12 protein-coding genes and 2 pseudogenes are annotated in these 16863 nt (G+C 70.1%); 6 read left to right on the top strand and 8 right to left on the bottom strand.

Going from position 1 to position 16863, the window contains the following annotated elements; translation table 11 throughout:
* Window positions 1–105: 105 nt before the first annotated feature.
* The 6 genes and pseudogenes from B118_RS0117500 to B118_RS0117470 form a co-directional block, all read right to left on the bottom strand.
* Window positions 106–1251 carry a type III PLP-dependent enzyme domain-containing protein gene (locus B118_RS0117500; protein ID WP_027646207.1) on the bottom strand — a complete coding sequence of 382 codons (1146 nt, stop codon included), beginning with the start codon at window positions 1249–1251 and terminating at the stop codon, window positions 106–108.
* Window positions 1248–2840, bottom strand: a complete 1593-nt coding sequence (locus B118_RS0117495) for an IucA/IucC family protein (RefSeq protein WP_028188305.1) — start codon at window positions 2838–2840, stop codon at window positions 1248–1250. The genes B118_RS0117500 and B118_RS0117495 overlap by 4 nt, the downstream gene beginning before the upstream one ends.
* Window positions 2837–4459, bottom strand: a complete 1623-nt coding sequence (locus B118_RS0117490) for an IucA/IucC family protein (RefSeq protein ID WP_027648120.1) — start codon at window positions 4457–4459, stop codon at window positions 2837–2839. The genes B118_RS0117495 and B118_RS0117490 overlap by 4 nt, the downstream gene beginning before the upstream one ends.
* The gene (locus B118_RS0117485) at window positions 4452–5630 is read right to left on the bottom strand and encodes an ATP-grasp domain-containing protein (protein WP_018812290.1); all 1179 of its coding nucleotides are present in this window, start codon (window positions 5628–5630) and stop codon (window positions 4452–4454) included. The genes B118_RS0117490 and B118_RS0117485 overlap by 8 nt, the downstream gene beginning before the upstream one ends.
* Before the next feature lie 117 nt (window positions 5631–5747).
* Window positions 5748–5983 (bottom strand): annotated as a pseudogene (locus tag B118_RS31815) (MFS transporter); the annotation flags it as partial.
* An 88-nt stretch (window positions 5984–6071) separates the two neighbouring features.
* Window positions 6072–6782 carry a siderophore-interacting protein gene (locus tag B118_RS0117470; RefSeq protein ID WP_026270878.1) on the bottom strand — a complete coding sequence of 237 codons (711 nt, stop codon included), beginning with the start codon at window positions 6780–6782 and terminating at the stop codon, window positions 6072–6074.
* Between the two features lie 202 nt (window positions 6783–6984).
* On the opposite strand from B118_RS0117470, the pseudogene B118_RS30615 reads away from it, so the two are divergent.
* The 3 genes and pseudogenes from B118_RS30615 to B118_RS0117455 form a co-directional block, all read left to right on the top strand.
* Window positions 6985–7100: pseudogene (locus B118_RS30615) on the top strand (GNAT family N-acetyltransferase); the annotation flags it as partial.
* Window positions 7101–7411: 311 nt separating this feature from the next.
* Window positions 7412–8704 (top strand): VldE C-terminal domain-containing protein, encoded by a 1293-nt coding sequence (locus B118_RS0117460; RefSeq protein ID WP_238323968.1) that lies wholly within the window; start codon window positions 7412–7414, stop codon window positions 8702–8704.
* 147 nt (window positions 8705–8851) lie between these two features.
* Entirely contained in the window at window positions 8852–9094 is a 243-nt protein-coding gene (locus tag B118_RS0117455; protein WP_272945102.1) for a response regulator, read from the top strand.
* On the opposite strand, the gene B118_RS32980 is transcribed toward B118_RS0117455, so the two are convergent.
* Both B118_RS32980 and B118_RS0117445 read right to left on the bottom strand, forming a co-directional pair.
* Window positions 9045–9329, bottom strand: coding sequence for a hypothetical protein (locus B118_RS32980; RefSeq protein ID WP_238323967.1), 285 nt, complete (start codon window positions 9327–9329; stop codon window positions 9045–9047). The genes B118_RS0117455 and B118_RS32980 overlap by 50 nt on opposite strands.
* Before the next feature lie 83 nt (window positions 9330–9412).
* Complete coding sequence (locus B118_RS0117445; protein WP_018219583.1) at window positions 9413–10333, bottom strand: helix-turn-helix domain-containing protein; 921 nt, start codon at window positions 10331–10333, stop codon at window positions 9413–9415.
* Between the two features lie 673 nt (window positions 10334–11006).
* Between B118_RS0117445 and B118_RS0117440 the strand changes: the two genes are divergently transcribed.
* Genes B118_RS0117440 through B118_RS0117430 form a run of 3 tightly spaced genes read left to right on the top strand, consistent with a single transcriptional unit; the run spans window position 11007 to window position 16860 of the window.
* Entirely contained in the window at window positions 11007–12800 is a 1794-nt protein-coding gene (locus B118_RS0117440; protein WP_196231404.1) for an AfsR/SARP family transcriptional regulator, read from the top strand.
* On the top strand, window positions 12797–14977 hold the full coding sequence (locus tag B118_RS0117435) for a TOMM precursor leader peptide-binding protein (protein WP_018812283.1): 2181 nt from the start codon (window positions 12797–12799) through the stop codon (window positions 14975–14977). Before B118_RS0117440 ends, B118_RS0117435 begins: the two co-directional genes overlap by 4 nt.
* On the top strand, window positions 14974–16860 hold the full coding sequence (locus tag B118_RS0117430) for a TOMM precursor leader peptide-binding protein (protein ID WP_028193092.1): 1887 nt from the start codon (window positions 14974–14976) through the stop codon (window positions 16858–16860). Before B118_RS0117435 ends, B118_RS0117430 begins: the two co-directional genes overlap by 4 nt.
* Window positions 16861–16863 lie beyond the last annotated feature (3 nt).

The raw sequence follows: 16863 nt of genomic DNA, 5'->3' as shown, positions 1-16863 counted from the left end.
CCTAGGTCGACCTGAGCCAACGGGCTGACCGGCGACTGGCGACTTCAATCACAGTGGACCCCTCCGGTGTCCCGCGAAGGGCGCGCGACCACAGGTCGGCAGTGGTCATCGGCCGAACGGCCGTGCCGCCAGTTCGGCCGCGATCCGGTGCGGGTCACCGGTGCGAAACTCGGGGGGGTCGTGTAGCAGGAAGTCGCGGTGGCTGATGTTCCACGCGTACGCGCCGGCCAGGGCGAACACCAGCACGTCACCCACGCCGATCGGACCGGCATCCGCCGATCGGGAAAGCACATCCTTCGGCGTGCACAGCTGTCCGACCACAGTCACCGGGCCTCCGTCGGTGCACGGCCCGTCACCACCGTGGCGCCGGTGTACGGCGAACGGCTGTGGGTGCCCCTTCGCCGCCGGTGTACGAAGGTGGTGCGTGCCCCCGGCCACCACCGCGAACCACTCGCCGTACGAACGTTTCACGTCGATTACTTCGGTTAGGTAGGAGCCACAGTAGGCGGCGATCGAACGGCCAGGTTCGATGCGTAACCGCAGGCCCGGATGCGCGGTCAGTAGATCGGCCAGCTCGCGGCCGTAACCGGCCCAGTCGAACCGTGCCGCCGGGTCGGCGTAGTCGACGGTCATGCCGCCGCCGACGTCAACCTCGCGGGCACCCAGCACAGTAGCCGCCCAACGGACCACCGCGGCGGCGACGGCGCCAGCAGTCGGGGCGTCCAGCCCACTGGCGAGGTGGGCGTGCACGCCGTACACCTCGACTCCGGCGGGTGGTTGACGGGCACATGCGAGGGCGTCGGAGGGGTCCATGCCGAACGGGCTGGGCTGGCCACCCATGACCAGGCTCGCTCCCGGCACGTCCAACGGGAGGTTCACCCGCAGCAGCACCCGCGCGGGTACGCCGAGGTCGTCGGCCAGGGCGCCGAGCCGGTGCAGTTCGGCAGGGGACTCGACATGGATTCGGTCTACCCGGGCGGCGAGCGCGGCGCTGAGGTCCGCATCGGTTTTGCCGGGCCCGGCGTAGGCGGCCGGGGTCCGTCCGGGCAGCACCTCGGCGAGACGCCGCAACTCCCCGCGGCTGGCGGTCTCGAAGCCGGCGACAATCGGTGCGAGAGTTCGCAGTACGCTCGGGTCCGGGTTCGCTTTGACCGCGTACAGCAGCTCGACTGCCCGGGGCAGGGCTGCCCGGACCGCGTGGGCGTGGGCGGCCAACCCGTCGAGATCGTGGACATAGACCGGGCGGATCACTGGCGGCCGCCGAATGGGTTCGGTACCGGGACGAAGGGCGCTGCCCGGTCAGCCTCACGTCGCCACCGGAGTAGCAGGTTGGCCTTCGCGACCAGCTGCTGGCCCGCCAGCAGCGCGTGTAGCTCGGGCGGATCGCCGAGGTCGGCGGCCACCACCGAGACCACCGCCCGCACCTCCTGCCACAGGGTCGACTCCACCTCCGGCCGGGCATCGGCGAGGGCGCCACAGATCCCGGCCAGGTGATTGACGAACAGGCAGTAGACGACGCGGCGCCGGGACTCTTCCGCAGTGTAGGCAGCCTGCGGTGGTACACCCTCCGGCCAGTCAACCCGGCGGGTGGTGTCCAGCTTCACTCCCTCCAGGTCCCGCAACAGCATCCGAACCGGGTAGCCCCCCGGTCCAAGCACCACGACCACGTTCTGCAGGTGTGGTTCGTACACCACGCCGAGCTGGAGCCAGCAGCGCAGTACCGCCGGCACGAGGAGCCCGACGTAACGGTGCCACCAGGCCACCGGGTCGTCCAACGGCAGCGGAGTGGCAGCCAGCGCTGCCGCCAGTACCGGGGTCTCCCCGGGCCCCAGGTGCGGGCGCAGGCCGGTACGCAGGATCGTTCCGTACGCCTCATCCACCCCGGACGTGTCGACGGTTCGGTAGGCGGGTTCGGCGAGCAGCGCGACGCCGTCCGGCAGCGGTACGCGCGACAGTAGTTCGGTCAGCGCCACCGCGCCGGAGAGTTCGTATCGGGCGTTCTTGCGCAGACAGTTGGTGATCCGTACGTGCAGACTGGTCTTGACGAACAGATCAGCGACGGGCGCGTAGAGGGTGCGGACACTCGCGGTCGGTCGGACCGGCGCCCCGGCCGGGCCGAGCCGGCGGATCCGGGAATCCGTGGGTGGCACCAGCGCCAGCTGCCACGGATGAACCGGCAGCACCTGGTGCCCGGCCGGCGGACGGGGCGGGTCCAGGGCCGCCAGCAGCGAATCGACCGGCCCGGCTTCAGCCACGAGGTTGTCCGGCACGGCGAGCCAGTGTAGGGGGAAGGCGGTGCGTAGCTCCGGTGCGTAGGCCCGCCAGCCATCCGGGTCTCCGCTGCGCCACTTTGGCGTGGGATGGTGCGGGTGGCCGAGGACCAGTGACTGCTCGGACGCCACGTACACGTCAATCGCGGTTTCTCCGGTCGGGGTCGGATCGGTGGCCGGTCGTTCGGCGAGTAGTCGGGCCACGACATCCCGGCTGGCCCGCACCTGCCCGAGGAACTCGGGGTTGGCGCGGCCGGTACGGGCGGTGAGTTCCGCCGCGACCAGCTCAGCCAGCTGTTCGGCATCCAGGTTGTCCCATTGATCGTTGCGGAGTTGGCGTCGTACGGGGCCGTGGTAACTGTGTGCGCCGACGGGGGATACCCGGGTCACGTCGCAGCGCAGCATCACCCCGGTGGCCGGCAGCCGCAGCCGCATCTCGTTGCCGGATACGCTGGCCTCGCCGGCGGGGGAGGCAACCTCGCGGACCAGGCAGCCGAACACGGAGTGCGCGGTGGCCAGGTCGGCCGAGTGGGCCGGCGCCAGCCGGAGACGGAGGCCGGTGCCGGTCATCGACTCTCCCGCAGGTAGTTCGGGCCGGTGCGCCGGTAGACCTTGTTCACATCGGTGCAGTCGAGCCGCTGCTTCGACAGCAGGGTGCCGGCGGTGACCATCGCCTTCACCGGCAGACGGTCGGCGTGCAGCACCCACTCGGTGAACATCCGAGCCGCCTCCGGGTCGCCCCACCGGTCGCGGGCCGCGGCGAGCCGGGGAGCCAGCGCGGCAGCGGGCGACGGCAGGTGAAGGCCCCGGGCGGTCAGCGCCAGCAGTGGCGCGGTGGCGGCGAGATGCAGGGTGATGGTGATGAAGACGTCGGCCAACTCGTGCGGATCGCGCACCCACATCCGCGTGTCTCGCAGTGCGACCGAACCGCGGTGGCGCGGGTCGAGGCGGGCGCCGTCGTTGTCCTTGTAGAGCAGGCCGACCGTCCCGTCCGGCGCGAGTAGCAGGTGGATGTTCTGTGGGTGGGCCTCCAGTGCCACGCCGTACCGTAGCCACAGGCAGACGTGCCAGTCGAGGAGTAGGTCCAGGTAGGAGTTCACCAGCGCTAGCGGCTGGCCCCGGCTGACTCGCTCCAGGACGGTGCCAGCCTCCGGATCCGGCGCGGCGAGGGCCGCTACCGGAACCAACCGGGTGCCGGCCAGCTCGCGCGGGAATCGGCGGAGCAGGAACGCGCGGCGGTCGTCCTCGCCGAGGTGGCCGTAGGTGTGCTCGTCGGCGTGTCGAATCCGGCCGGTGAAGGCGGGTTCGGCGCCGGCGATGCGGTTGAGTAGCTCGGCCACCGACGCGCCGTCGGCCAGGCTGTCCGGTCGCAGCCCACGATGGTTGCGGGCACCCAGCGTGGCGGTCGGCAGCGGCAGCTTCAGGTGGGTGTACGGGTCGTCGGCGAGCGCCACGGTGCGCATGGACAGCGTGGGCCGTACGGTCACCGCGGCCCGGGGGATCACCGGTAGGGCGTGTCGAAGTGCGGTGAGTGGGTGCACGGGCAGCAGCAGGTCGGCGCTGCGGTCCGCCGCCGGCCACCAGCTTGGTAGTGGACCCGTGAGCCGTACCTCTGCGCGGGGCGCGACATGCCACCGTAGCGGGAAGCGGGGGGCGTGCTCCGGGGCGAACCGGAGCAGGTCGGCGTCGTCCAGCCCGTGCCGGCACCGGTCGGTTGGGTAGACCGGGTGGCCGGTGTGCGCGGCGAGCACGTCGTCGAACAGCGCTGTCGACATGCCAGCCGGGACGTTCGCCCGCTCGGAGACCACCGCGGCGAACACCGACGGCCGGGCTCGCCGGGCGAGCCGGCGGGCCCGCAGGTCGGCGTGGCACTCGGCGGTGAACGTCCGCCAGCCGGCCTCGGCCTCCGGATCGCCGGTTGGCGCAAACAGCGTGAGTAGGCCGTTCAACGTGTTGACGCGACGGTAGCTGCCGCGACCGTCGCGGACCTGCAGCATCGGCGTCGCGGAACGGAGCGTTGCCTGGAAACCGTCGGCGCGGACCGGGATGCGAACGACCCCGTCCGAGTGCGGCACCTCCCACTGGTCCGGGGCCGTGAGCCGCCCGCGGTGGAGTAGGCCGAGGTGGTCCTCCCGTAGCAGAGCGTCGAGAACCCGGGTGAACACCTGCCGCTCGCTTCCGTCAGCCATCCGTGATCGTCCAGCGCATCCCGTCTCGGAACGCGGCCAGCGCCGTCCGCACGAGGTGCGTGTCCGGACCGATGCCGTGTAGTGCCGCCAGATAGTCGCGGTTGGTGCCGGTGTACTCCCCAACCCGGCCCACCGCACGCATCGGCCGGTTGGACAGCACGACACCGTTGTGAGTCGTGTCCACTCTTCCGGGCGCCTTGGTGAGCCGACCGGAGCGATCCGCGCAGACGTATTCGACCCGGGCATGCCGGCTGATCGCCGCCGGGTCGGGGAGATCGAATGCGGCCAGCGGTTCGCCCAGATGCAGTCGGATGACGTGGGCGAAGAGTGGCACCCGGAGCAGGTCGGTGAGGATGAGGTCCATCCGGTCGCCGATCAGGCGATCGTTCACCTCGATCAGTCGGACCTGGTCGTGCTGTACAACGTACTCCGTGTGGCAGGCGCCGAAACGGACACCGAGCAGGCCGAGCAGCATGCGGAGCCGGGCCTCGTGGTGGGGCGCCGGGAGCGACCAGTCGAGGCTCAGCTCGGTGAAGGTCGGTGGTGGGCCGAGGCTCGTGTGCCAGCCACCAAGAACGGCCAGCGACTCGGCGTCACCCAGCGTCTCGTAGGTGTGCAGCTCACCAACCAGGTACTCCTCGACGACGAGGGCGACGTCCGGCCGTCGCCGCCGGATATCGACGACCCGAGCCGTCAACTCCCTTGGATCGACGACCAGATAGGCGTCCTCACTGGCCACACCAGCACGGGGCTTTACCACCGCTGGAAAGAGATCCCGGGGCACGGTGGGTGTGGCGCCGGGGTTGACGGTGACCGCGCGCACCGGGTCCAGGCCGGCGGCGGCGAAGACGCGGCGCATGGCGGCCTTGTCTTTGCAGAGTCGGGCGGCGTCCGGGTCTTTGCCGGGCAGTCCGAGCTTGCCGGCGGCGATGGCGGTCGCCTCCTGCAGGTGATCGCTGTTGGAGAGCAAGGCGACCGGTGGGTCGGTCGTCGTCGCCGCGACGATCGCCGTCGCGTCCCGAACCGCGCAGTAGTCCACCGGTACGCCGGTCGGCCATTCCGCGGGGCGGTCGGTCAACACCGTGACTGGCAGGCCGAGCGAGTCCGCCGCCGGGAGGAAGCCCTCCAGGACGGCGTCGGTGGGATTCAACGCGGTGAGGTACAGCCGCATCCCGCCTCCTTGGCAATCTCCCCTGACAGCTCAAGATAGCCGAATCTGAATTTAAGGCTTTAGCATCCAGCGTGGGATGTCTCAATCACGGGCGGACATGCGGTCGGCCTGGTGCAGCAGCGCGGCGGGCAACAGCGCGGCGAAGCGGGCGTTGAGCACCGCACCCAGCACGGCGATTCGAGACTGCTGCCAACCTCGGTCATGGTGCCGTCAACGCCGGCCCCGGCGCCCGCCTTGTCCGTGGGGATCGCGCTCGTCACCGCCTCGACGATGGCCGGGTTCGCCAGCGCGCAGCCCGTACCCATGATGAGTAGCCCGGCCAGCAGCGTGCCGTAGCCCTCCACAGGGCCATGGGGGTTGACCGGCGTGGTCGCGGTCGCTGAGGCGCCGCTCATCGCATCGCGGCTTCGTCGTTCGTGGTCGGGCTGTCGAGTCGGTCTATCAGGTGGCCCGCCAGTAGCCGAGGGAGGTGAGCTGGTGTTTGCCGACGCCGAGCGTCCGCCGTACGTGCCGGGTGATGCGGCGGGTGCTGCCGGCCTCGCACCCCACCCAGTAGTGCGCGGTCTCGCCGGACGGTAGTGCGGCGCAGACGGTGTCGACCAGGTGCTGCCCGTCGTCGCGGCGCGGCACCCACGTCACGTCGTGGTGCGCCCGGGCGCGCGGAGTCAACGCCTTCTCGTCTTCATGGGCGAACTCCAGCCACACCGTTGCGGGGATGCCGGCGCCAGCGTCGAGGAGGCTGTTGACCGCCGGTAGCGACGCCGCGTCCCCGACCAGGTAGAGGTGTTCCGGCGCCGGGTCGGGCAGCTGGAAGGCGCTGCCCTGCACGGTCGCGTCGATAGTGTCCCCGGCCTGCGCGGTGGTGGCCCAGCGGGCGGCGCAGCCGTCGTGGATGGCGAACTCCAGGGTGAGTCGCCCGGTTGCGGGATCTGGGTCGACCAGTGTGTACGCCCGCTGGTGTGCCCGGCCGTTGGTCTCGAACCAGAGCCGGATCCACATCGTCGGGTGTACGCCGCACACCGCCAGGAGCCCACCGTCGTCAAGGAGTAGCCGCTGGTAGCGCCCGGCAACCGACTCGGTGCCCAACACGGTGAGCCGGAAGTCCCGACCGCCCATGGCCCGGAGGACCAGACCCTCCCAGTTCCGTCTCACAAGACCTCCAGCTAAGGTCAGCCTAAGTTGGGAGAGGTTAACCTAAGCGGAAGCTTCGATGGTACCGCTTCCCGCCCGCCGGGCACCAAACTGCTGGCCCGATGCTCATCCGCGCACCCAACGAAGGGCGCGAGATCACGTGATCTATCAGGAGTAAATCCTCGACCTTGGCAAGCTGACGCTGGAGCCGGTGTGCCCCGACCTGCGGATCGCGGGGTTCACCTTCGCCGCGGAGATCGACATGCCCGACAAGCGGGCCCAGTTGGCGCTGCTGACCCGAGCCGGTTCGAAGCCGACCATCCGACCCTGGTGGGATAGGAATTCACCCCGCAACGGAGCCCTTCGGTATCGGGCGGGTAGGTGCCGCGCCGCGAGGGGTGGCGTGACCCCGCCAGGCGACTTTACGCCAGGGTTTACCCACAGACATCGGTGGTTGGAACTGCGACGCTTTACGTGGCATGGCGCGGGGGGCTCGCTCGGTGTTCAGGAAGCTCCCTTGTTCGAGGTGGTCCGGAGAGCGGGTAATTCGAGCAGGCTAACGGTGCGTGGCTGGCTGTTGTCATGGTGGCCGCGCTGACGCAAGCACCAGAACTGCTGTTTAAGATCGGGTGAAAGGAAATTTCGTGCACGTGGGTTTGAAGAATCCGAAGCTTGCTGCGCTGGCGGCTGTCGCCGCAGTGGTGGCGGCTGGTGTTGTGGCTCCGGCCGCAGCTCAGGCGGCTCCCACAACACCTGTATTTGGGTCTACAATCGACGGATACGCGGCGTATGACGGCCAGGACACGTGTGATCCAACCGCCAAACCCGGCGTGGTCGCCTTTAGGGATCTGCTGAACGCTACCTATGATACCCACCAGTCAGGTATCGGACGCCAGTGTAGTGGCGGCAGCGTCAGCGAGCACCATGAAGGACGAGCTCTCGACTACCATTTCAACTATTTCAATTCGGCCGATCGTGCGGACGCGGCCGACCTACTCAACTGGCTGCTTGCCACGGACTCCTACGGCAATAAGCATGCTATGGCCCGCCGGCTTGGCATCATGTATATCATCTGGAATAAGCAGATTTGGTCGTCGTACGACGCTTCTTCCGGTTGGCGGCCCTACAGTGGGGCCAGCCCGCACACCGACCATATTCACTTCAGCTTCAGCTGGGCTGGCGCGGAGAAGCGCACCACGTGGTGGTCGGCGAATCAGGTAGCCGGCAACGCCTCGGTGTATGGCATCCTCCCCGACGGCCGGCTGACCTACTCGGTGATCGATGCGCCTACCGGGGACCGGACGTTTGGGCCAGTGATCTCCAGCGCCTCCCTGGGCTTCACCCCAAAGGCAATGGCAACGATGAACTTCAACACCATCCTGGTCACTTCCACGGACGGTAAGCTCTACCGGGTTGATGTCAACACGAATAATGCCTCGCTTACCTTCGAGCCCCCCGTCGAGATCGACTCGAGGGGTTGGGTGCATGACCTGCTCGCGTACGACGGTGCCGGCAACCTCTTCGGCATCTCTGATGGTCAACTGCGTCGGTACGGCGTCACCGTCGCGACGCATTCAGTCACGATCAACAGCAATACGGTGATCGCGGACAGTGGCTTCACGCTGAACACGCTTACCGCTACCGGCCCGAACTGGATCCTCGGGACGACCAGTGACGGCACTCTCCGGTCATACAAGATCAACGGTGCTGGCGACTGGGACGGGGCAACACTCGACCCCGACGGCTGGGGCTTCACCCATCTGATGTCGCCCGGTGGGGGCATCTACTACGCCCGCGACGCGAGCGGGGCGATGTACCACTACCAGGATGTCAACCCGTACGACCGCAACGGCAGCGACGTGGTGTACCACTTGGACGACCCGGTGGATGCGGGCGGATGGACCCAGAGCCTCCTGTCGACCCAGCCTGACACCATCAGCTGACCACGACGACTTCTACGCCGCCCGTCGCGACAACCAGTCGCGGCGGGCGGCGACTGTCAGGCCGCCTCCACATACGAAACGGTTTCGGCTCAGGGTGCGATACGCGGCGACATGTCCCGCGTTCTGCTGATCGAAGACCATCAGACGGTGCGCGATGGACTGCAGCTGGCGTTGACCCGGAGGGGCCCCACGGTGGACGTGGTGGCGACCGGCGAGCAGGGGCTGACCCATGTGCACGAGGACACCTGTGATGTCGTCCTCGACCCCATGCTGCCGGGGATGGACGGGTTCGAGGTCTGTCCGCGAATCCGGAGCCTCGGCGACCTCCCGATCATCATGCTCACCGCGCGGTGCTCTGACGATCGACCGCATCCCGCTGGTGGTCCGTAGGAATGGCGTGCCGGTCGGTCTCGCGCCGACCGAGCTGCGCCTGCTGCTCGAGCTCTCCCGCGCCCCGGGCCAGGTCGAGGACGACTCCTCGAGGCCGTCGAACTCGTCGTCGGGCCGATGCAACCAGCTGAGCGTGGGGGGCGCTGATGCCGGCCCGGCGCAGGGCAGGTGCCTCGGACGCCGAGGTCACCCCGAGCCAGGCGGCGCCGGCGTCCAACGCTGCCCGGGCCACCATCGCCGCGCCGTGACCGAAGGCGGCCGCCTTCGGTCACGATGTGTCACGAGCCGGTAGTGGACGCGGTCCCCCCTTTGGTGGGGTCAGATCCAGCGGCGCAGTGCCACCTCCACGCCGGCCTGGAATCGACTCTTCGCATCGAGGCGTCGCATCAGGTCGTGGACGGTGCGACGGACGGTCCGCTCGGAAAGTTGGAGTTGGCGGCCGATCGCCTCGTCGGTAAGCCCTTGCCGGAGTAGCCGGAGGATGGCCACGGTTTGGTCAGTTAGGCCGTCCCCGTCGGCCGTGGCTGATCTCGGGAATTCTCTGCTCTTCTCCCAGAGCAGGTCGAAGAGGAGGCACAGCGTGGAGACCAGGGAGCTACCGCGGATCTCCAACGCGCCCCGGCGGGGTTGTGGCCCGATCGGGATGAGGGCGAACTGTCGGTCGACCAGGGTCATCCGAATCGGCGCTTCGGACATCACCCGACTCTCCTCGCCCTGTTCCGCCATCAGCTCGGCGTATGCTCGGGATCCGGCATCGTCCAGCGTGCTCTCCTGGTATATGTGGCGGATCGTCACTCCACGGGAGAGGGCGATCCGGGTCAGCGTCTTGGCGGTCTCGATACTTCCCGGTGGCACCGCCCGGCCGGTGGTCAGCGTCATGATGCTCTCGGATGCGGTGCAGGCGTGCTCGGTCAGGCGTTCCCACACGGTGTCGGATCCTTCCAGCCGCACGATTTCCTCCCGCCCGCGGTGGGTGTCGTGGCTGGCGGTGTGGGCGAGCACCGAGGCGCGGGCCGCCAGGAGCTTCGCCTGCTGGGTGATCATCTGCTGCTCGGCCTGGTGCAGCAGGGCGAGCAGGCCGAGCCGCAGGCTCACCGAGCGCAGACTGCCTTCCTGGTTGGGTGGCGGTGGGATGATCGCCTGGTCGGCCAGGGCGGAGAAGGCATCGCGGATGACCGCCTCCGGTACGTCCAGGCTCGTAGCGAGTTCATCGACGTTCCAGGTCGGGTGCTCCACCATCGCCCAGTAGACGGCTTCGATTCCCGCCGATATGCCTAGCCTGTCGAGCAAGGTTGCCTCCACCAGTTCTATCAGGTGTTCACATTAGTGAAATCTGCCCCCTCCGCAAGGTTCGGGTATTGAGGATCGCCTTTGGCTGGTATCGAACGACCTTCGTGGTGCGACCCGTGCCCAGGCCGTTCGGCGTCCGGTGCCCCGGTCGCTCTGGAGATCCGGCTCGGTGCCATCCTCGGCTCCCCACGCCGGGGCGTCACTGTCGCCCGGCAAGCCCATCGGTCCTGGCTGCCCCGGGCGTTGCCGGAACCGGCCACGGCCGGTTCCGGCAACGCCCGGGTGCTGACGCGGACGACGCCGGAGCCGCACGATGATCGCAGCGGCGCTGCCAGGAGACCGGCGGCTGAGGGGAGGTGCCCGATGCGTACCGGGCAGATGTGGATAGTCGACACATTTGTGAAAACGGCAGCGGTCGAATCGCGAATCCGATTAGGGGAGCGGACCGTGAGGCCACTACATCGCGCTATCCAACCGCATTCCCGAATTTGCTCCAGATCATGCGGTATCGCCGTAAATACCAGGTGTTCTCAGACCACATCGGGCAGCGGGGGGCGATTGAACGCGGCACATCGTGCCGCCGCAGGGGTGAACGAGTACCGGACGTCCATGTGGACGGGAGATGGCGATGGAGCCTGTTGCGGTGCACCCGTCCGGCGGTGACCTGCCAGCCCGACCGGCGGTGTTCCGGGTGCTCGGCCCGTTGACCCTCAGCAGCGCTGGGGACACGTTGGTTCTGCCACCGTCGAAGGTGACCTCGTTGCTCGCCGCGCTGTTGTTGCACCCCGACGAGGTGATCTCGGTCAGCACGCTGCAGCAGGCGGTGTGGGGCGACGCGCAGCCCGCCGCGGCCAAGGCCGCGTTGCAGACCTGCACGCTGCGGCTGCGGCAACTCTTCCACCGCCACGGCATCACCGGCAGCGTGATCAGGACGGTGCCGGGTGGCTACCGGATCACCGCCAGCGCCGCCACCGTCGACCTGATGCGCTTCCGCGAGCTGATCGGCCACACCCGCGAGACCACCGAGCCAGAGGCCGAACTGGCGAGGCTGGAGGAGGCGCTCGCGCTGTGGAGCGACCCGATGCTGGCCAACGTGCCATCAGAGACACTGCATCGGGACGTCGTGCCCCGGATCAGCGAGGAGCGGGTTCGAGCGATCGAGCGGGTGTGCGATCTGAAGATCAGCCTCGGTCGGGACCGCTCCGCGCTCGTGGACCTCTGGACCGCCAACCGCGCGTACCCGGCGAACGAGCGCTTCTCCGCGCAACTCGCCTCGGTGCTCTACCGCACCGGTCGGCAGGCGGACGCCCTGGCCGAACTGCGCCGGATCCGGGAACATCTTCGCCACGAACTCGGCATCGCTCCGGGGCCTACCCTGCGTGAGCTGGAGTTGACCATTCTGCGGGGCGAAGCGTCCACTCCGGTCACCCCGGCGGGCCGATCCGCCATCGCGGTGCCCCGGCGCCCGGCCGTGTCCCACCTCATCGGTCGAGACGCGCTCGGTGAGACCATCGCCGACCGCCTCCGCGCGGACTGCCCGATCGTGGTGCTCACCGGCCCACCCGGCGTCGGCAAAACCGCGTTGGCGCAGCACGTTGGGCAACTCGTGGCCCCCCAGTTCCCCGGCGGCCAACTCCGGGTGGCGGCGGCCCCCGGGTCGCGACCTGATGCCCAGGGGCAGGCCCTCACCCCGGTCGACCACGGTCACGGTGCCCAGCTGGGCAGACGACTGCTGATCGCCGACGACGTGGTCAACGGCAGTCACCTACGAGGTATGCCGGCCCTGCTGGCGCCGGGCGACGCGCTGCTGCTGACCAGCCGACAGAGTCTTTCTGGTCCCGTTACCCGACTTGGCGGTTGGCTGCACCGGGTGGAGCCGCTCGACCCCGCCGACTCGCTCCGGTTACTCCGTTCCGTGCTGGGGCCCGAGCAGGTCGATGCCGACCCAGAGAGTGCCGCCGAGATCGCGGCGCTCTGCGACCACCTGCCACTCGCGCTGCGCATCGCCGCCACCCGCATCCTGCTGCGCACCCGGACCGGACTCGCGGCGGCGGTGGAGTGGCTGCGGGTGGACCCGCTGAGCCGGCTGAGTCTGCCCGGCGAACCGGACATGTCACTCGGCCACCGCTTCGACGAGGCCCTGTCCCGAGCCGGCGAAACACTGGCGGCGGCCTTCGTCCGGCTGGCCACCGCGACTCCCACCGTCAGCACCGCCGCAGCCGCCGCAGAGCTGCTCGACGTTGACCCGGCCACGGCTCGCGACCTGCTCGACGGGCTGGTTGACCACAGCCTGGTCGAGGAGGCCGCGGAGCACTACTGGATACGAGCCCTGCTGCGGCGACACGCCCAGCTGGTGGCCGAACGGCACGCCCCCCACCCCGGCCCACCGCACCGAGCGAAGGGAACCCTGCGATGAGCACTGCATACGACACGGTGGCGCAGACCCGACCCCGGGTGCGCCATGACGTGCTGTTCACCCGGACCGAGGACGGAGTGGTGTTCCACAACGCCACCAGCGGCTTCCGGCTCTCCTCCGCCACCGCGTACCGGCTGGCATCGTTGCTCGTCCCGCACCTGAACGGGCGGCATCAGGTCGCGGACATCTGTGCCCGACTGCCCGCTGGACAGCGGGCCCTGATCGGTGAGCTGGTGACCGCTCTCTACGCGCGCGGCTTCGCCCGGGACGTCCCCGAGGCCGAGGTCGACCCGACCACGATGCTGGGCTCGGCGGTGGCCACGCACTTCGCCACCCAGATCGCCTATCTCGACCACTACACCGACCGGGCGCCGCAACGCTTCGCCACCTTCCGGAACACCTCGGTCGCGGTACTGGGCGCCGGTCCGGTCGCCACCGCCTGCGCCACCGGGCTGCTGCGCAACGGCGCCGCCACGGTGACCAGCTCGCCGGCGGTCGTCCGGCGGCTCACCCCGGAGCTGGCTGCGCTGAGCGCCTCCGGCTGCGCCGCGACCGCCGTGCCGCTACCCGACCCGGGTGCCGAGGTCGGCTGGTCCGAGCTGGCCGCGGCGGAGATCGTGGTCGTGGCCGCCGGGGACGACGCGCCCCGCGACACGCTGCGGCTACTCGCGGCCGGAATTCCCCCCGGCCGGCTCCTGCTGCCCGCCTGGGTCGCCGGCGGGCGGATGCTGGTCGGCCCGGTCCAGGGTGTTGGCCGGACCGGATGCTGGTGCTGCGTCATGCTGCGGCTCGCCGACAACGACGAGACCGGTGGCGCCGGGCGGGTGTGGCAGGCGGCGGCGTTGCCGTCCGGGGCCGCGCCAGCCGCCGCCGAGCCGGACGGCCCCCTCGCGGCGATGATCGGCAATCTGCTGGCGTACGAGGTGTTCCGGCTGACCACCGGCGCGCTGCCCGCCGAAACCGACGGGAGTGTGATCGTGCAGCACCTCGCCGCACTCGACGTGCTGACCGAGCGACTGCTCCCGCACCCCCGGTGCGCCTTCTGCCGGCCGGTCCCGCCCGAACCGGCCTGGTTCACCGGTGGGCTGGACGACGCACCTGTCGAGACCGGGCCCGGGGCCGACCCGGCCGCCGAGGCCGAGGAAGCGCTCGCCCGGCTCCAGGCCCACCAGCCGCTGCTCCAGCCACATCTGGGGGTGTTTCGCCGCTACGACGACGAGCGTTGGGACCAGACCCCGGTCAAGGTCGGCGCGGTCGAGTTCACCGACGGCGGCGGCCAGCGTCGTACGGTGGCCGCGTTCGATCTCCACCACGTCGCGGCCGCCCGGCTGCGGGCACTGCGGGTCGCGGCCGTCGTCAACACCAGCAGGATCGCGGCCGCCGTCCCCGCCTCCCACGACCTCCCGCGGATCGATGCCACCCGGCTCGGCCTCGCCTCGGGCTGGGATGCCGCCGAGCCGGACGCGTGGGCCACCGCCCGGTCGCTGTTCACCCGCGAGGCGGTGGCGGTGCCGACGTCCGTGCTGGAGCCGTTTGGGGCGGCCAACCGCGGACACGGTGCCGAACCGACCAACGCCGGCGGGGGATCGGGCGAGGACCTCACCGAGGCCGTCCGGGCGGGCCTCGCCTCGGCGCTCGCCGGACAGCGGCTACGACAGGTCATCCTTGGCCAGGAGACCGTCCAAAAGGTTCGCTCTGCGACCATCGGCGGCACCCCCGAGCTGCTCTTTCTCACCAGGTCGACGGCGAACCTGGGCATCACCATGGACCTGCTCGACCTCGGCGGACAGCGCGACACCGGAGTGGCGGTGCTGCTGGCCCGCTCCTTCGACCCCAGCCGCGGCCAATGGACGTACGCACTCGCCGCCGATCCGGACTGGACGGCGGCGGCCGCGGCGGCGCTACGCGACGTGCTCGGTCAGGCCCAACTACGGGCGCAGGACCCCGAGGTCGTACCGGACACCGGCGACCCGGTGCTGGTGGACTTCGACGCCGGCACGGTGCCGGTGCACGGCGAGGTGGACGCCGCTGGGGTGGTTCACCGCTGGGCCGACGTACTCCAGCGGCTACCGGAGCTCGGCTACGACGTGCTGGTGGCACCCGTCGGTGGGGCGGACCTGGCCACGGGCGGGCTGGTGGCGGTCCGGGTGCTGCTGGCCGCCGGAGGCGACCGGTGAGCGACGGTGCGGCCGGGACCGATGACCTGGTCTGTGCCGGCCTGACCCGGCTGCTCGCCGAGCGGGGCTGCGACGCGGAGGTGGTCGCGCTGGGGGTGCGGGACGAGTTCCGCGCGACCGTTCGCCCGGAACGCGGGCCGCGGGTGCTGCTCTACGGGCAGTTGGCGCTGATCGCACCGGTGCGGCCGGCGGCTGCCTGTGCGACCTGCCTCGCGCGGCGCTGGCAGGCGGTGCGCCACCGCGACCTGCGTGACGCGGTGGAGCTGGGCGGTGACACGGCCGCGGTGGGTCCCTGGCCGTACGCGACCCCGCTCGTCGCGGACTTCCTGCATGCGCTGATCGCGGCGCGTGGCACCGCCGACACCGGATCGGCCAGCACGGGGACGCCGAGCACGGTGTTTCAGGTCGACCTGTCGACCCTGCGGGTGCAGCAGGTGCCACTGCTGCCCGACCCCGAGTGCCCGGGCTGCGGCACGATGGTCGCCGACGCTCCGGAGCTGGCGGCGATCGAGCTGCCGGCCACCCCGAAATCGGCGGCGGACTCGTTTCGTGGCCGGCACCTGGACGACTACCCGCTGAACGTCGCGGCCTTCGCCAACCCGGTGTGCGGGGCGCTCGGTGGCGGCCTGTGGCAGGACGTCACCTCGCTCTCCACCTCCCCGGCGGTCGGCTCGTTCACCCTGCGCTGTGGCCGCTTCCTACGGGAGACGCTCTACGGTGGGCACGCCGACGGTTACCGGAGTAGCGCCCGGATCGCGGTGCTGGAGGGAATGGAACGCGCCGCCGGCCTGCGCCCGCGGGGCAAGCGCACCGCGGTCACCGCGACCCTGCGGGAGTTGGGCGACGACGCCCTGGACCCACGCGAGTGTGGGCTCTACCCCGACGCCTTCTACCAGGCCACTGCGTACCTGCACCGGTTCGACGTGGACCGGCCCATCACGTGGGTGTGGGGCTGGTCCCTGCGGGACCAGCGCACGCTGCTGGTGCCGGAGGTGCTCGCCTACTACCACGCGGCGAGTGTCGAGGAGCGCTTCGTCCAGGAGACCTCGAACGGCTGCGCCTCCGGTGGCTCCATGGTGGAGGCGATCTACCACGGCCTGATGGAGGCGATCGAGCGGGATGCCTTCCTGCTGGCGTGGTACGGCGGCCGGTCCCTACCGGAGCTCGACCCGGCCAGCATCGACCGGCCACGGGCCCGGATGATGGTGGACCGGCTGGCGATGTATGGCTATCGGGCCCGGTTCTTCGACACCCGGATCACCTTCGACATTCCGGTGGTGACCGCGGTGGCCGTCCGCCAGGACGGCGGTCTCGGTACCCTCGCCTTCGGTGGCGGGGCGAGCCTCGACCCGCAGGCCGCGATCACCGCGGCGCTCTGCGAAATCGCCACCGACTCGGTGATGGTGCGAGTGCGCGCCCGCGCCGACGAGGCCCGGTTGCGTCGGATGACGACCGACTTCTCCCGGGTGCGGGGCCTGCATGACCACCCGCTGCTCTACGGCCTGCCGGAGATGGCGCGACACGCCGCCTTCCTGCTTGATCACGGCACGGCACCGGTCCCGATGACCCAGCTGTACGAGCGAGACCGTCCCGCCCCACCGGTCACCCCCGACCTCCGCGACGACCTCGAACACTGCCTAAAGCAGGTGACCGCGCAGGGCTTCGACGTGATCGCCGTGGACCAGACCACCCCCGAGCAACGCGAGCTGGGTCTGACGACGGTGAGTGTGCTGGTCCCCGGACTCCTGCCGATCGACTTCGGCTGGCTGCGCCAGCGCGCCCCGCACGCCCGGCGGCTGCGGACCGCGTTCCGCGCCGCCGGGCTTCTCGACCGCGACCTGCGCGACGACGAAATCCACTCCGTTCCCCACCCGTTTCCGTGAGGT

It is taken from the genome of Salinispora pacifica CNR114 (genome assembly GCF_000514775.1).
GTDB classification, from domain to species: domain Bacteria; phylum Actinomycetota; class Actinomycetes; order Mycobacteriales; family Micromonosporaceae; genus Micromonospora; species Micromonospora pacifica.
This window is presented reverse-complemented; position numbering and strand designations above follow the sequence as displayed.

Coding starts and splice junctions, on each gene's coding strand:
- B118_RS0117495 (WP_028188305.1), bottom strand. CDS start 2,840: ATGACCGGCACCGGCCTCCGTCTCCGGCTGGCGCCGGCCCACTCGGCC.
- B118_RS0117490 (WP_027648120.1), bottom strand. CDS start 4,459: ATGGCTGACGGAAGCGAGCGGCAGGTGTTCACCCGGGTTCTCGACGCT.
- B118_RS0117485 (WP_018812290.1), bottom strand. CDS start 5,630: ATGCGGCTGTACCTCACCGCGTTGAATCCCACCGACGCCGTCCTGGAG.
- B118_RS32980 (WP_238323967.1), bottom strand. CDS start 9,329: ATGGTGGCCCGGGCAGCGTTGGACGCCGGCGCCGCCTGGCTCGGGGTG.
- B118_RS0117445 (WP_018219583.1), bottom strand. CDS start 10,333: ATGGTGGAGCACCCGACCTGGAACGTCGATGAACTCGCTACGAGCCTG.
- B118_RS0117440 (WP_196231404.1), top strand. CDS start 11,007: ATGGCGATGGAGCCTGTTGCGGTGCACCCGTCCGGCGGTGACCTGCCA.
- B118_RS0117435 (WP_018812283.1), top strand. CDS start 12,797: ATGAGCACTGCATACGACACGGTGGCGCAGACCCGACCCCGGGTGCGC.